This window comes from Nostoc paludosum FACHB-159 (genome assembly GCF_014698835.1).
Taxonomy (GTDB): domain Bacteria; phylum Cyanobacteriota; class Cyanobacteriia; order Cyanobacteriales; family Nostocaceae; genus Nostoc; species Nostoc paludosum.
This window is the reverse complement of sequence record NZ_JACJTU010000047.1, coordinates 21,940-35,960: the sequence shown is the minus strand read 5'-3', so window position 1 is coordinate 35,960 and position 14,021 is coordinate 21,940. Positions and strand designations below refer to the sequence as shown.

Sequence of the window (14,021 nt, the reverse complement as noted above, 5' to 3'; positions counted from 1 at the left end):
GCCCATTTTTACTACCAGTATTTTATTATATTATCAATTTTATAGATTTTAATACATTTTAATCTTAGGAGGTGCTAACAAATCTTGAATTTCCTAAATTTAATCGTATTTATCGATGCGTAATGCATTTTGATATTAAAGATGGCAAAATCTGGCTGCAACAGAATTTAACCGATCGCAATCCAGCAGAAGAATTACCGATCATGGGAGTATCACCAGATATATTGTTCTGGGTTTGCAAGCTCGTTACAAGTGTAAGTATGTAGATTATGGCGTAGGGTAATTAATAATAAGCTATGACAATAACCAACTTAGAAACCCTGAATAATAAATTATGACGACAACCAACTTAGATACCCTGATTAATTCTCTAGAAGGCATAGAAATTATCACAGAACCCGCCCAAGTCGCAAAATTATCACACGATTATCACACCTTTAGCCCGGTGCTTGTGCCAAAACTAGAAGGAAAAGTGGGGGATATTGTCGTGCGTCCCACTAGTGAAGCAGAAGTTTTAAAAGTTGCAGCGATTTGTGCGAAATATCGCGTACCTATAACCGTCCGGGGTGCTGGAACTGGGAATTATGGGCAATGCGTACCGCTGCACGGTGGCGTAATTTTAGACATGACGCGGATGCAAAAGATTCTTTGGGTGAAGCCAGGGGTGGCGCGGGTAGAAGCCGGGATAAAGTTGGCGGCTATAGATAAAAAAACACGAGAATTCGGCTGGGAAATTCGCATGGCGCCCTCGACTTACCGCATAGCCACAATTGGCGGATTTATTGCTGGGGGGAGTGGGGGTATTGGCTCGATACAATATGGATCTTTACGCGATCGCGGTAATATCTTGGCACTGCGAGTGGTAAGTTTAGAAGATGAACCCAGAGCGATCGAGTTGCGGGGAGACGATGTACAAAAGGTTAACCATGCTTGGGGCATTAACGGCATTATTACCGAAGTTGAAATTCCCTTAGGGCCTGCTTATCCTTGGGCAGAAGTCATCGTTACATTTGACGAGTTTATGGCAGCAGCAAAGTTTGGTCATGCACTTGGCAATGCCGATGGCATGATTAGCAAATTAATTTCTGTCTTCGCATCGCCAATTCCCCAATATTTTCACGCCTTACATCAATATATTCCTGAAGGTAGCCATGCGGTATTTTTGATGGTTGCCGAACCGAGTTTAGAATTCTTGCCCGGTTTGGTGCAGCGATATGGCGGCCAGATTTCTTATGAAAAATCAGCCCAGGAAGCAGCCAAAGGCACACCATTAGCAGAATTTACCTGGAACCACACCACCTTACACGCCCGGACTGTAGACACTGGAATTACCTACCTACAAAGTATGTTTCCTGCGGGTAAAAGTCTGCAACTTGTAGAGCATATGTATAATCATTTTGGCGATGAAGTGATGATGCATTTAGAATATTTTCGCGTCAACGGTGCTGTAGTTCCTGGTGGTTTACAACTCGTGCGCTACACCACAGAAGAACGTCTTAACGAAATTATGCACTATCACGAAGAACATGGTGTGACTATTGCCAATCCTCACACCTATATTATTGAAGAAGGTGGAAGAAAAGTTATCGATCCTGAGCAGTTAAAATTTAAAGAAATAGTAGACCCCTATGGGTTAATGAACCCTGGTAAAAGCAAAGTTCTGCAATTACAGCAGAATTGAGGAGTCAGAATTGAGAACTCAGAACTCAGAATTCAGAATTCAGGAGTTAAAATTCAGGTGTCAGAAGTAAAACAGGTTTGGTATCTGGCTAACATGCCTAGTCTATGTACTTTACGCTTCTGCAAATCTGCTATAAAAATTGAGGTATTCTGAATTCTGAATTCGGAATTCCAAATATTCCGTGGGCAGAACCCAAAACAACATTCCAAAATCACCCATGATTGAAATTGATGGTTCTTACGGAGAGGGAGGCGGACAAGTTCTTCGCACTTCCTTAAGTCTAGCCGCTATCACTGGCGAACCGATACGAATTACAGGTATTCGCGCCGGACGCAAAAAGCCAGGATTAGCACCGCAGCATTTAACAGCTGTTCGTGCCGCAGCTAGAATTTGTAATGCCCAACTATGGGGTGATGCTTTGGGTTCAATGCAGCTGGAATTTATCCCAGGTAGTGCTGTGCAACCTGGAACTTATGCCTTTGATGTTAGTAAAGCACAACCTAGTGGTTCTGCGGGTGCGATCGCTCTGATTCTCCAGACAATTCTCCTGCCTTTAGCACTAGCACCCGGCAATTCCCAGGTAACACTCAAAGGTGGAACTCATGTGAACTTTAGCCCCACAGTCACATACATTGAGCAAGTTTATCTGCGGATATTGCAACGTATGGGAGTAGAAGCAAAAGTCAAATTAGGCGCTTGGGGTTGGTATCCCCAAGGTGGCGGAGAACTAGAATTGCAAGTTACTGGTGGTTGTCAACTCCGTGGGATTGATTTGTTGGAACGGGGGACTTTACAGCAAGTGCGCGGAGTTGCTGTGGTAACAGAATTACCTTCCCACATTCCCCAACGCATGGCCAATCGTGCCGAAAATTTGTTAAGAGAAGCGCATTTAAAAGTTGCTGTGCAAGCATCACGAGAAAAAGGTGTTGCACCAGGCGCGGGTATTTTCCTCACTGCTGAGTATCAAAATAGCCTAGCTGGTTTTGGTGGCTTTGGGCGTTTGCGGTTATCAGCCGAAACAGTTGCGGAAATTGCTTGTCAGCAACTACTTGAGTTTCATCACACAGGCGCACCAGTAGATGAACACTTAGCAGATCAGTTATTATTGCCAGCTGCTTTAGCCTCACAAGAAAGTCATTATCGAGTAGCCGAGGTGAGTACTCATTTGACTACCAATGCTGGAGTAATTCAACAGTTTGGATTAGCGCAGATTAAGGTAGATGAACTTGAGAAAAGAGTGTCTGTAAAGAGTTTGATTAAATGAAATAAGTACTATAGCAATCCTAAATGAGTCGTGAAAAATATGGATAGGGAAACGTAGACGCGGAGCGGCTTGCCGCAGGCTACCGCCAAGGATGCCAAGGACGCAAAGATAAGAAAGAAGGAAGAGATATATAATTTTCACAAATGATTTAGGACTGCTATATAACAATTCTCTATAAACTTGCACTAAATAATTTGATCTCTCTTGTTGCTATTTTCTTGGCGTTCTTCTCTAATACCGTTTCTTTGTGAAGCTGCGCCAAACTCTCTCAAACTCTTACCTTGGCGCTCTTGGCGTTCTTGGCGGTTCGTTTTAAAAATAAAGTGCATCTTCACAGAGAATTGGTATATTACATAATACTTATACCAATTCTGTATGAAGATGCGCCGAAGTATATAAGGAACGAACCGCAAAGGGCGCAAAGGACACAAAGAAAGAAGAAAGAAAGCTTAGAGAATTTGGCGCAGCCTCACAAAGAAATCGTATTACTATAAAAATCAAAATCAATATTGTGATACCTCATTAATAGAATTATGTCTGAGGTATTCAGCAAAATAGAAATTTGTCCCATTTCCAAAAGTGGAAATGAGCCAAGCGAGTTTTATAAGTCTTTAACCCGACACAATATTACCAACTACAATCAATGGATAATTGTTGTCGGATACAGGAATGGATAGTCTGTATAACCTTTCTCATCACCCCCATAGAAGGTGTTACGATCGGGTTCGTTGAGTGCTGTATTTAACCGCAGGCGTTCTGGTAAATCTGGATTGGCAAGGAATAAGGCACCAAAAGAAACTAAGTCAGCATCACCATTTGCGATCGCTGCATTTCCCTTTTCTCTGTCATATCCACCATTGGCAATTAGGGTGTATGCATAAAGAGGACGAAACTCAGAAACAGGAATTGGCTTGCCTCCATGCCGGATATCTGCTGGTGTTGGTTCCATGAGGTGAAGATATCCTAATTCAAAAGAGTTGAGTGCAGCGATCGCATAGCTAAATGTAGCCTTAGGATCTGAGTCATGAATATCGTTAAATGTGTTGCTGGGGGAAAGTTTAATACCCACACGATTTGCACCCCAAACATCAGTCACGGCTTCCACCACTTCTAACAAAAATCGGGCGCGATTTTTAATGGAACCACCATACATATCGCTGCGTTGATTAGTACCATCTTGAAGAAATTGATCGATTAGATACCCGAAGGCTCCGTGAATTTCCACACCATCAAATCCAGCAGCCAGGGCATTCTTAGCTCCCTGGCGGAACTGATCGACAACATCAGGAATTTCCTCTGTTTCTAAAGCGCGAGGGGTGACAAAAGGTTGATTACCTGTATAAGTCATCGCATTCCCAGCAGGTGCGATCGCCGAAGGAGCCACGGGTAATGCTCCATCTGGTTGCAAAGATGGGTGAGAAATTCGCCCTGTATGCCATAGTTGCAAAAAGATGCGCCCACCTGCATTATGCACCGCATCTGTCACCAGCTGCCAGCCTGCAATCTGCTCTGGGGAATGAATTCCCGGTGTTGCTGGGTAACCAAAACCTTGTGGTGATACTTGTGAACCTTCGCTAACAATCAGCCCAGCCGTGGCGCGTTGGGCATAATAGGTGGCATTGATTGGCGTTGGCGCATTGCCAGCACCAGCCCGATTACGGGTCATGGGTGCCATAACAATTCGATTTGGGAGTATATAAGGGCCAAGGTGGACAGGAGAAAATAAATCGGTGCTAGTTAGTTGAGTCATTGGTATTATTGAGTGTGAATGTTGCTTTAGAAATACGATATTTTGTGTTTCTACTTAGATGGATAGAGCCAGCCTTTAAACAGGCGTGTCACTTGGGGCATGACCACCCAAGTCATCAACGGCATCATGATACTAATGTTCACCAAGTTAGCTAGCCAAACAGGTAGCGCACTGGTAATTGGTCTGAGGAAACCAGGCATGAAAGAAATTACTGGATAAAGACCCACTGCACTGACAATTGCAGTCTTCCATTTCGGTGGTGGTGGCGCAATAGGTATTTCTGGTAAGGCAAACCAAGCTTCAAGGCAGTTGACACGCATAACTCTAGGGCGATCTATAGTCAAGGCCTCAGCTCGCGCAATCCAACCTTGACAGATCGGAGATTCTTCCCACTCTCGCAAGTGTTCAGGGGTGTCAAATCGTAGAATTAGCTGCCACTGACCTCGTTTTGTGGTGGGGTATAGCACATCACTTCCTATATAGCCGGGGAATGTGCTAGCTGCCAGAATTACTCCGCGTGTAGCTTCTTCAAATGCAACTTCTAATCCTGGTTTGACTCGATGAGCGATCGCAATAACTCCGGGGGCTAAATTGATGGGTTGTTTAATTTGTTCCATTGGCTCTTTTCTTAATTCTCAAAATGAAAAAACAGTCCGCACTGTGCCTGTGATAATGGTGCCGTTTGAGTCTTGATTCCCAGGATTATTAATCACCTGTATCAAGGGTGTAATTCGGATTTGGTCGTTGAGTGGAAAATTATAAAAGCCTTCAAAATTTGTCTGAGTGGCGTTTCCCACTGCATTTTCAATGAATGGCTGACCGATGGCAATTCCGGCGATCGCTCGCTCAACAAATAAGTTTGGAAATGCTAACCCTACCATCCAATAGTTAGGGTTAATATCTCCTACCGTTGTGTTGGGATAAGAACCATAGCCATATCGCCCAAATATACCCAAGCGATCGCTCAATGCTAGTTCAAAATTCACCCCTAAAGCATCAAAATCACTACCAAAAACTCTACCGCCACTATATTGCAGACGCACACCCAAGGCTTTATTCGGCGCATATTCTAATTCAATAACTCCTTGATAAGGATCGCCAAATAAGCCTCCATCGGCTCCTCCACCACCGACAGGAAATAGTCGAATATCTTCAGGTCTACCACCTCCAAAAACTTGAGCATTTTCTGGGAGAGTGTTTTCTGGATCTCCAGCAATGTATACTGCTCGTAAATGTAAAGCACCTCTACCTGGATTCCAAGCAATAACAGCACCGGCGCCTCTGGCTCTAGGAAATAGGATGAAGTTATTGACTAAAGCTTGGGTAGAAAAATCTAAAAAACTGACGCTAGCATAACGATTTTTGTCTACAAAATCAGGGGCTGTAATTGATGGGCCGAGGGTTACACTCACATCATCAAATAAAGGAAAAGTGTAATAAAGGCGAGCAATACTCAATTCTCCATTTCGACCGGGAATTGAAAATTCTAGAGTACTGCCTAAGTTGGGTTCAAGAAAGCCAGCTGCATTATCATCAGCACCGTCACTGCCAGTCACCAATCTAACTTGTAGTAAATCCTTACCTGTAAAACTAGTGTTCAGGTTGAGGGTAACTCTGTAAATTAAAGTTGCATTTGGGTCATTTTCAGTAATCTGAGCGCCTCTAGGAGCAATAATGCCATCGCTATCAAACCCACCTGCATTCATGGCCAAGATGACTTGACCTGCTAGTTTTGTTGTTGTAGAAAACTGATTTGCCTCTAATTTGCTAGAGCGAGTTTCTAACTGATTTACTTGCTCTGTTAACTTAGTTAATTCTGCCTTAAATTCTGCTTGAAGTCGCTGCAATACTGCTAAGTCTTCTTGGGAAATAAGATTTGCTTTTCCCTGGGCAACAAGTCTATTAATTTGCTCTAAAACTGCATTTAATCCTGCCGCAAATTCATATCGACTAATTGCTTGATTGCCTCGATATGTACCATCTGGATAACCCGAAATAACACCGTATTGTTCAATGAGCGATCGCAGTGCTTGAAATGCCCAATCTGTTGGTTGCACATCCAAGAATTGACTAACAGAAGTGATTTGAGATGTTTCTATTTTTAACTGGCTGGAGAGCGTTTCCTTTGAAGGCAGCGCATTTGAAATCATCGGACTAGCAATAATGGACATACTGCTGACAAATAGCAGCGTCATGAGTTTGAGCATTGCAGAATTGAAAGAGATAAACCGTTGAACTAGAAGTATTATCAATTACGAATTATTTTAAAAGTGCTACTGTAAACGTGAGGTTCAACCTTAGCGATCGCTTCATAGAACCCCTCGTCGTGAAGTTCTTGAAATCGGGGATGCTGCCTCAAGGCGGCGAGTTGATCTGCTGATTCCCAGTGAGCAATTGCCGCAACTTTGGAACCATCGTCACTTTTAAGTAACTGAGCATCCAAAAAACCAGGCTGATACTGCACCACTTCTGTATAAATCTGTTGAATGCGTTCAAATGCATCTTCCTGCTTGCCAGGATTGACAGTAAAAATGTTCACGAAAGTAATCATAAAATTGGAAATTTTGAAGACGATTTTCTGTCTAACTATTAACGAAACTCCAAAAAGTAAATTATTCCACTTAAAGTTATTGACTGTTGACTGCGAAGTGTCAACGGTCAATTTTTTTTGAAGTTTTTAATTCGATGGAGTTTGATAAACTCGATTTAAAACTTGGGATATTACTTTTTCACTATCCGAGTTTACTAAGCTTAAATTTGTGGGCGCTTGGCTAATAAATTGAGCATAGGAAGCAGTTATATAAGGCTTGTATTCTTGGCGATCGCTAAGATGAGTTTGGAAAAAAGCTACTCCCAAACTATTCATATAAGAATAGACACTTTTTCTATCAGGCCCCAGCAATCCTTGTGGTACAGGAATAACTGTTTCACTGCTTGGTAAGTCTGATTGTACAGAAAAGTGAGTGGCATTTTCAATGAGTGCTAAGTATTTATCTTTGCTGGGTAATTGAGAAAAAGGTTGAATTTGTTCGGGAACTGCGGGAGTAAATATATCTTGACTCCCAGCTACCATCATTACAGGGATTGTTATTTTACTGAGGCCTTGTTTTCCAAACAAAACACTATTTAAAGGATTCATCAGCATAATTGCTTTGATGCGATCGTCTTCGATCAAATAGTTATTAGGTTTGAGGTCGTTGGCGCGACATTGTAAAAATGTAGAAATATTTAAAGAACGATTGGGATTACATTCTTGGCGAATTTTTGCAAAATCAAAACTTCCTCCAGCCAATGCTAAAGCTGTATAACCGCCGAGTGAATGTCCTATTAAACCAACTTGTTGCACGTTTAATTTATTTTTAAATCTTGAATCAGTTTCGTTCAGACGTTGCAGTTCATCTAAAACATACTTGACATCTAAAGGACGGTCAATTAATTCTGTGGGTTGGGGAGGACTAGCGATTCCTGTTAAAAATTTTTGAAATTGTTTTGAGTTAGCAACAGGATGATCGAGAGCAGCCACGGCAAAACCGTATGATGCTAGGTGTTCAGCTATATATACAAAACTACTGCGGTCTTCTGCTAAACCGTGAGAAATCACAATTACGCGGTAAGGTTCTGGTGCGATCGCTGATTTGGGTTGTGGTAAGTAAACATCAACATCATATTTCCGTTCTAAAACAGTTTTTGACTTTCCATCACGAGAGCGATCGTGTAAGGTTAAGGTAATTTTCGTAGAATTAAATTCACCACGTTGACGAATATCTGGTTTTTGGGCAAAATCTATCGGTGGAACATTGGCAGCTTCTTGAGTTGCTATTTTTTGGATTTCAGAAACAACTATATCTCTTTTTTGTAACAGTTGAGATAGTTGCCCTATTGTCTGTATACTTTCTGAAAAATTGAGCCGAATACTAGGACTAGAATAGTTTTTAATAATATTAATCACACTCAATCCTTCAGGACTGGCAGCAGACAAGATTAAAGCAGAACGCAGAGCGTAAAAACCATTTATTCTATTTTGTGTTTGTAGTAATTCTCCTAAACGTTGCAGCATTTTTTCGCCAATGGGAGAATAAGTAAATTGGGAGATAACAGTAGGCGAAATTTGAAATTTAGTTTTCAAAAATTCTCGCATCTGAGCTAATTGTTCTGGCTGAGTACGATTTGCATAAAAAGCAAAGTCTTTAGTAATTTTTCCTTCGTTAGCAAACACTTCTAAATCTTGTGTGGCAATCTCAAAGTCACCAAAAGGCGGATAATTAAATTGAATGCGGTCTGCTCCTAATGTAGGGGTAGTAATGGCAATACTGGAGCTGATGCCAAAAAAGTAACAAAGAGTTTTTTTCCACATGAGAAATTGATGGAATGGAATTTATGAGGTTGTAGATATAGGAGGGAAAAGGTAATAGGCAAAGAAAGCCTTTTGTTTTGGGATCGGTTTATGCGCTAAACTGCGATTGCTCTAAATCACAGCGATCGCTGTCAATGCTGCACCTGTCACAATCACAACAACAGCACCAACCATCGATAAATTTTGCAGCAATTTAGCACTATTGGGGAAGCGATCTATCCATTGATGGGCATACACGACAAACAACCCGATGGCTACTAACACTGATGCTAATCCCAAGCTAAACGCACTAATCAACATCACTCCATAAGCAGCTTGATGTAAAGCGATCGCACTCAACAACAAAACCAGCGCCGATGGACAGGGTACAATTCCCCCCGCAATACCCAATGCAATTAGCGATCGGTTTGTGACGGATTTGCTTGGTTGGTGATGGTGATGGTGATGGTCATGATGGTGGTCTTCATGAGTATGTTCGTGGGCATAAAGACGGCGATCGAGCAACCAAAACCCTACTCCACAGACAGTTAGACCACTAACTAAACTGAGAATCGGATAAAGGGTTTCTGGGACGATATATTGTGAAGCCACCAATGCCACAATTCCCAGAATAAAAACTCCCAGTGTATGAGTAATAGTTGTAACCAAACCCAATAAAATTGCCTGTTTTGGCGTTCCCTGGGAACCTACAAGATAGGCAGCCACCATTGTTTTACCATGTCCGGGTGAAAGGGCATGTCCGGCTCCAAATACAAAGGCGATGCCAAATCCGGTAATCATCAAAGTAGGAGTTAACTGTTGATGAATCAGTGTTTTGGTAAAAAATTCACCATGTCCAATGTGAGCAATGGCGGGTTTTGCCATGAATAAGACAAATATTCCTGTTAATATTGCCCAAAAGTAAGACATCCATTGGCGATGGAATAGAAGCATAGGTTAGTTATATTTCTGCTTTAAAAGTCTCGTTATGGCTGCGGTAGAGCCAATAACCAATTCCGGCTAAGATTTCGTTGATAGTAGCAATTACAACATTGGGATATATTGTTATCCCAGCAATTATGGGTAGAGGCTCATCAGGCATTGCACTTAAGCTAGTGCCAGGAACCAATAAAGTTGTGAAGAAAAATGGTGCCCAGAAAAGCATCGGAACCAAAGTTGCTACAGTCGTGCTGACTTGTGGCTCTGCCGAACGCCGCCACAGCAACCAAAGTGCGATCGCTGATAAACAACTCAGTAGCCACAACATCACGACATCATGAAACCGAGCATGAGGTACCCAAGTCGGGTTAAAGATATGGCTGGCGTTCCAATCTACAGCCACAGAAACCACGGCTGTATTCACAATGACCACAGAGAGTAAAATTCGGCTCAGTTTTCCTTTTGACATGGTATTCACCTTCAAGTGGGACACAATAAACTCAACACTGGCAAAGCAAGGGAACGCTAACGAGCTAAATAACCACCTGTGACATCTAAATCCATACCTGTCAAAGATGTTGCTTGATTAGAAGCCAAAAACATCACAGCTTCTGCCATTTCATAAGGAGTCATAATTCGCTTGATTACAAAGCCTTTAACCGCTTGCTGTATCTCAGTTTTTTATTTGTGGGTATTGCTGATTGGGATAAGCGATCGCTAGGATAAATCAACTTTTGAAGTTACGCTGACTGATGAGCTGGTGTGATTAACAGACGACCAATATTTACGTTACTTGGTTGTTCTAGTATGAAACGAATGCCTCTAGCAATATCAAAAGCAACAAGCGGCTGTTCAATTGCTACCATTTGCTTTTGGTCATCAGTCCAAGTCTGATACAAGTTTGTTGCCACTTTTCCTGGTTCAATACAGCCTACACCAACTCCACTGCCTGCTAATTCTAAGCGTAGGCAATCGGTGAAAGATTCAATGGCATGTTTTGTACCGCAGTAAGCCGCCATAGTGGGATAGTTGGTTGTCCCTGAAATGCTAGAAAGATTGATAATAAACCCATTATTTTGTTGTTTAAAATGCTTTGCAAAAAAATATGCCAAGCGAAATGCAGCTTCTACATTAATACGAACCATTTGACAAATTTCTTCAATGTCAATAGTTTCAACAGTACCAACAACCATGACGCCAGCATTATTGACCAGCGCATCTACTCGACCAAAGGAATTAAGTGCCGCCTCTAATAAGCTTTTGGGTAAGTCCAGATCTGTGACTTCGCTGGCAACAAAGGTAGCATTGGTGAGTTTGCTAGTAAGTTGTTGAAGTTTCTCTTTATTTCTGGCAGTAATTACAAGGCTCATACCTGCCGCATCTAATTCATAAGCCGTTGCTTCGCCAATACCACTGCTAGCACCTGTGATGATAGCAACTTTATTTTTTAAGTCCATAGATTTGTTTGCTGATTGTAGGGTGAATAAAGATTTGCTTGTAGTTTTCTAATTCTTGAATCGGTGCGGCAGGACTTAAGCCAGTTGTTGCTGTAATATTCGAGTCTAAGGTTTCGTCAAATACTTTCAGATCAACTTTGGCAATTCCTTCATTCATAAATCGGAGGGCGATCGCTATTTTGTTCGACTTGAGTCATTTTGAACCTCTGATTTCAGTTTCAAACAAAACTTTCAGTACTGTGGGACTGCTTATCGTCGTAATGCCTTAAGTCCCAGATTCGGAAATAATTTACTTGTGACTGCAAACTGTACCCAAGCGGTTGCTAAAGTTTCCAAGGAACGGGCTACCAGCAATTCTCCAGCGTCTACCGCTTCATACCCACATTCCTCAATTAACCCAGCAACGACCTTTTTCGCTTCTGCGTCATCACCACAATAAAAAATACTGGGGCGATCGCCACCAAACTGTCGAGAGTCGGAACCAATGATTTCTGCAAAAGTAATGTTAAATGCCTCAACAACTTTTGCCTTTGGTGCAAAATGCTGGATTGTCTCAGCAACAGATGTTTTTAAATTAGTTGCTATCCCAATCGTTTGTCCGGTGAAGTCAGGTTGCAAACCGCTCACGCAAGTAATAATAATCTTGCCATCAAGAGAACCTGCGGCACGAATGACTTCTTCTAAAGAAGGCACCCATACAGCCAGCATCACTACATCACCTTCATACACTGCTTCTTCAGGTGTTCCCACTTTTGCGTTTTCACCTGCCGATGCAGCTAGTTGACGTAGCTTGTTCTCATCTCTAGAGTAGGAAAAAATAACTTGGTGTCCGGCTTTGACCCAAATCTTACCTAAGCCCCCGCCCATGTTTCCTGAGCCAACAATGCCAATCTTCATTAGTTTTCTTGATAAATTACTGTCTGCGATCGCAGCGCTTTTCTGCTTTGAGAAGTGCTTCTAAAAGACTTTCAAAATCACATTGATTCTCATATCGGAAGTTATTGATGAAAAATGCAGGTGTATTCTTGACACCACTACGTATACCACTCTGAAAATTTTCAGCCACACGCTCAGCATAGATGTGATTTGTCATATCGCGCAGGAATTGGGGGACGTTGAGTCCCAATTGATGGGCATACTCTACTAGATAACCGTTATTTAGTAAATTTTGACACTTAAATAGAGTATCGTGCATTTGCCAAAATTTCCCCTGTTCGGCAGCTACTTCCGCTGCTTCAGCTGCTTTTTGTGATTGGGGATAGATTTGTGGCTGGGGAAAATGCCGAAATGCAAAGTATAGTTTGTCGCCAATTTTGTCTTGAATTTGTTGGATAATTCTGTGAGCTTCATTACTATAAGGGCATTGATAATTGCCATACTCAACTAGCACTATGGGTGCATCCATCAATCCTTGAGTGTGATCGTGTTGTGAAATTGGTGCGAGCAATCTGTTATTATTATTTGTTTGATTCATGGAAAACCTTTGTGGAGGAAAATCAGAATGCTCTAAAGCCTGTGAAAGTCTTGTGACAAATCCTCCCGCTCGATATGTCTGCGCTAAAGCTTTGATATTGCACTTACAAGATATGGGTTTACTCTATAAAATTAGCCAAACTTTGTCCCTATCCCAAAGTTTAATTTTTTAGCAGATGTAAAGGTCAGTATTTACTTAACCCCAAGATGAGGAAATTACCTTAACTTATGGCTAGGGTAATTATCAGTGCTGAGTGGAAGAATCTCATTTTATGTCCTTATTAAAACTCTGCGTTCCTTTGCGCGAACCTCTGTGCTACTTTGCGTTTAAAAATCAAATTTTCATTCAAGACTGATAATTCCGCGCTTTAGGGCTGTAATCACTGCCTGAATGCGATCGCTAACTCCCAATTTGCTCAAAATATTATTGACGTGATACTTAACAGTACCCTCTGATATCTGCAAAACAGCAGCAATTTCTTGGTTAGTCTTTCCTGTAGCCATGAGGCGGATTACTTCTAGTTCTCGTGGGCTTAGTTGCAGTATACCCACCCTTTCTGCTAGTTTGGCTCCCACTGAAGCGGGAATGTACTTCTGTCCTGCGTTCACAACACGAATGGCTGCCAGTAGTTCATCTGGTTCAGCATCTTTGAGTAAATAACCTTTTGCCCCAGCTTTAAGTCCGCGATAGATGTCTTCGTCACCGTCGTAGGTAGTCAGCACAATAATTCGGCAGTTTTCAAACTCGCTACAGATGGCCGTAATGGCTGCGACTCCATCCATTTCTGGCATCCGCAAATCCATGAGTGTGACATCGGGTTGATTTTGACGAAATGCTGCAACTGCCTCACGTCCATTACAAACCTGTCCGACAACTGCCATGTCTGGTTCGCGATCGATCATTGCGGCTAAACCCTGGCGAACAACGGGATGATCGTCAACAATCAAGATGCGGATTGGGTTTTGCAGGGTCATACCTTCGTCAGTAAGATTATCTTTTAGATACTATAAATTTGCTGACATTATAATATTGATACATTTCTTGACTCAGGCGATCGCTATTTTGAGCCATTCCTCAATCACCCGGAGTATAAAGACGAATCCTAATATTCTGACGCTTGTCA

16 protein-coding genes and 1 pseudogene are annotated in these 14,021 nt (G+C 42.0%); 3 read left to right on the top strand and 14 right to left on the bottom strand.

What is annotated here, in order from left to right:
- Nucleotides 1-98 precede the first annotated feature (98 nt).
- From H6H03_RS30970 to rtcA, 3 genes and pseudogenes are all read left to right on the top strand, one after another.
- Nucleotides 99-283, top strand: a pseudogene (locus H6H03_RS30970) (element excision factor XisI family protein); the annotation flags it as partial.
- 51 nt (nt 284-334) lie between these two features.
- Nucleotides 335-1,681 carry an FAD-binding oxidoreductase gene (locus tag H6H03_RS30965; protein ID WP_190958873.1) on the top strand — a complete coding sequence of 449 codons (1,347 nt, stop codon included), beginning with the start codon at nt 335-337 and terminating at the stop codon, nt 1,679-1,681.
- A gap of 217 nt (nt 1,682-1,898) precedes the next feature.
- On the top strand, nt 1,899-2,945 hold the full coding sequence (gene rtcA / locus H6H03_RS30960; RefSeq protein ID WP_190958887.1) for an RNA 3'-terminal phosphate cyclase: 1,047 nt from the start codon (nt 1,899-1,901) through the stop codon (nt 2,943-2,945).
- Between the two features lie 185 nt (nt 2,946-3,130).
- Here rtcA and H6H03_RS30955 read toward each other — a convergent pair whose 3' ends face one another.
- From H6H03_RS30955 to H6H03_RS30890, 14 genes are all read right to left on the bottom strand, one after another.
- Entirely contained in the window at nt 3,131-3,274 is a 144-nt protein-coding gene (locus tag H6H03_RS30955) for a hypothetical protein (RefSeq protein WP_190958872.1), read from the bottom strand.
- Between the two features lie 311 nt (nt 3,275-3,585).
- Nucleotides 3,586-4,695 carry an alkene reductase gene (locus H6H03_RS30950; protein WP_190958871.1) on the bottom strand — a complete coding sequence of 370 codons (1,110 nt, stop codon included), beginning with the start codon at nt 4,693-4,695 and terminating at the stop codon, nt 3,586-3,588.
- A gap of 50 nt (nt 4,696-4,745) precedes the next feature.
- The gene (locus H6H03_RS30945; RefSeq protein ID WP_199339146.1) at nt 4,746-5,312 is read right to left on the bottom strand and encodes an antibiotic biosynthesis monooxygenase; all 567 of its coding nucleotides are present in this window, start codon (nt 5,310-5,312) and stop codon (nt 4,746-4,748) included.
- Nucleotides 5,313-5,330: 18 nt separating this feature from the next.
- Nucleotides 5,331-6,902, bottom strand: coding sequence for an iron uptake porin (locus tag H6H03_RS30940; protein ID WP_190958870.1), 1,572 nt, complete (start codon nt 6,900-6,902; stop codon nt 5,331-5,333).
- A gap of 41 nt (nt 6,903-6,943) precedes the next feature.
- Nucleotides 6,944-7,234, bottom strand: coding sequence for an antibiotic biosynthesis monooxygenase family protein (locus tag H6H03_RS30935; protein WP_313931967.1), 291 nt, complete (start codon nt 7,232-7,234; stop codon nt 6,944-6,946).
- A 138-nt stretch (nt 7,235-7,372) separates the two neighbouring features.
- On the bottom strand, nt 7,373-9,049 hold the full coding sequence (locus tag H6H03_RS30930) for an alpha/beta hydrolase (protein WP_190958868.1): 1,677 nt from the start codon (nt 9,047-9,049) through the stop codon (nt 7,373-7,375).
- A 111-nt stretch (nt 9,050-9,160) separates the two neighbouring features.
- Nucleotides 9,161-9,982: a nickel/cobalt transporter gene (locus tag H6H03_RS30925; protein ID WP_242058069.1), complete on the bottom strand. Its 822-nt coding sequence runs from the start codon at nt 9,980-9,982 to the stop codon at nt 9,161-9,163.
- A 7-nt stretch (nt 9,983-9,989) separates the two neighbouring features.
- The gene (locus tag H6H03_RS30920; RefSeq protein ID WP_190958867.1) at nt 9,990-10,436 is read right to left on the bottom strand and encodes a DUF6640 family protein; all 447 of its coding nucleotides are present in this window, start codon (nt 10,434-10,436) and stop codon (nt 9,990-9,992) included.
- A 56-nt stretch (nt 10,437-10,492) separates the two neighbouring features.
- Complete coding sequence (locus tag H6H03_RS30915) at nt 10,493-10,639, bottom strand: SDR family oxidoreductase (protein WP_313931968.1); 147 nt, start codon at nt 10,637-10,639, stop codon at nt 10,493-10,495.
- Between the two features lie 68 nt (nt 10,640-10,707).
- Nucleotides 10,708-11,424, bottom strand: a complete 717-nt coding sequence (locus H6H03_RS30910) for an SDR family oxidoreductase (RefSeq protein WP_190958865.1) — start codon at nt 11,422-11,424, stop codon at nt 10,708-10,710.
- Nucleotides 11,408-11,581 carry a hypothetical protein gene (locus H6H03_RS30905; RefSeq protein ID WP_190958864.1) on the bottom strand — a complete coding sequence of 58 codons (174 nt, stop codon included), beginning with the start codon at nt 11,579-11,581 and terminating at the stop codon, nt 11,408-11,410. The genes H6H03_RS30910 and H6H03_RS30905 overlap by 17 nt, the downstream gene beginning before the upstream one ends.
- Before the next feature lie 92 nt (nt 11,582-11,673).
- Nucleotides 11,674-12,321, bottom strand: coding sequence for an NADPH-dependent F420 reductase (locus H6H03_RS30900; protein WP_190958863.1), 648 nt, complete (start codon nt 12,319-12,321; stop codon nt 11,674-11,676).
- Nucleotides 12,322-12,337: 16 nt separating this feature from the next.
- Nucleotides 12,338-12,898, bottom strand: a complete 561-nt coding sequence (locus H6H03_RS30895) for a DsbA family protein (protein ID WP_190958862.1) — start codon at nt 12,896-12,898, stop codon at nt 12,338-12,340.
- 341 nt (nt 12,899-13,239) lie between these two features.
- On the bottom strand, nt 13,240-13,872 hold the full coding sequence (locus tag H6H03_RS30890) for a response regulator (protein WP_190958861.1): 633 nt from the start codon (nt 13,870-13,872) through the stop codon (nt 13,240-13,242).
- Nucleotides 13,873-14,021: the final 149 nt, after the last annotated feature.

What these genes read in the sequence shown, in the direction of transcription:
- H6H03_RS30965 (WP_190958873.1), top strand. Translation starts at nt 335, where the DNA reads ATGACGACAACCAACTTAGATACCCTGATTAATTCTCTAGAAGGCATA.
- rtcA (WP_190958887.1), top strand. Translation starts at nt 1,899, where the DNA reads ATGATTGAAATTGATGGTTCTTACGGAGAGGGAGGCGGACAAGTTCTT.
- H6H03_RS30955 (WP_190958872.1), bottom strand. Translation starts at nt 3,274, where the DNA reads ATGCACTTTATTTTTAAAACGAACCGCCAAGAACGCCAAGAGCGCCAA.
- H6H03_RS30950 (WP_190958871.1), bottom strand. Translation starts at nt 4,695, where the DNA reads ATGACTCAACTAACTAGCACCGATTTATTTTCTCCTGTCCACCTTGGC.
- H6H03_RS30945 (WP_199339146.1), bottom strand. Translation starts at nt 5,312, where the DNA reads ATGGAACAAATTAAACAACCCATCAATTTAGCCCCCGGAGTTATTGCG.
- H6H03_RS30940 (WP_190958870.1), bottom strand. Translation starts at nt 6,902, where the DNA reads ATGCTCAAACTCATGACGCTGCTATTTGTCAGCAGTATGTCCATTATT.
- H6H03_RS30930 (WP_190958868.1), bottom strand. Translation starts at nt 9,049, where the DNA reads ATGTGGAAAAAAACTCTTTGTTACTTTTTTGGCATCAGCTCCAGTATT.
- H6H03_RS30925 (WP_242058069.1), bottom strand. Translation starts at nt 9,982, where the DNA reads ATGCTTCTATTCCATCGCCAATGGATGTCTTACTTTTGGGCAATATTA.
- H6H03_RS30920 (WP_190958867.1), bottom strand. Translation starts at nt 10,436, where the DNA reads ATGTCAAAAGGAAAACTGAGCCGAATTTTACTCTCTGTGGTCATTGTG.
- H6H03_RS30910 (WP_190958865.1), bottom strand. Translation starts at nt 11,424, where the DNA reads ATGGACTTAAAAAATAAAGTTGCTATCATCACAGGTGCTAGCAGTGGT.
- H6H03_RS30905 (WP_190958864.1), bottom strand. Translation starts at nt 11,581, where the DNA reads ATGAATGAAGGAATTGCCAAAGTTGATCTGAAAGTATTTGACGAAACC.
- H6H03_RS30900 (WP_190958863.1), bottom strand. Translation starts at nt 12,321, where the DNA reads ATGAAGATTGGCATTGTTGGCTCAGGAAACATGGGCGGGGGCTTAGGT.
- H6H03_RS30895 (WP_190958862.1), bottom strand. Translation starts at nt 12,898, where the DNA reads ATGAATCAAACAAATAATAATAACAGATTGCTCGCACCAATTTCACAA.
- H6H03_RS30890 (WP_190958861.1), bottom strand. Translation starts at nt 13,872, where the DNA reads ATGACCCTGCAAAACCCAATCCGCATCTTGATTGTTGACGATCATCCC.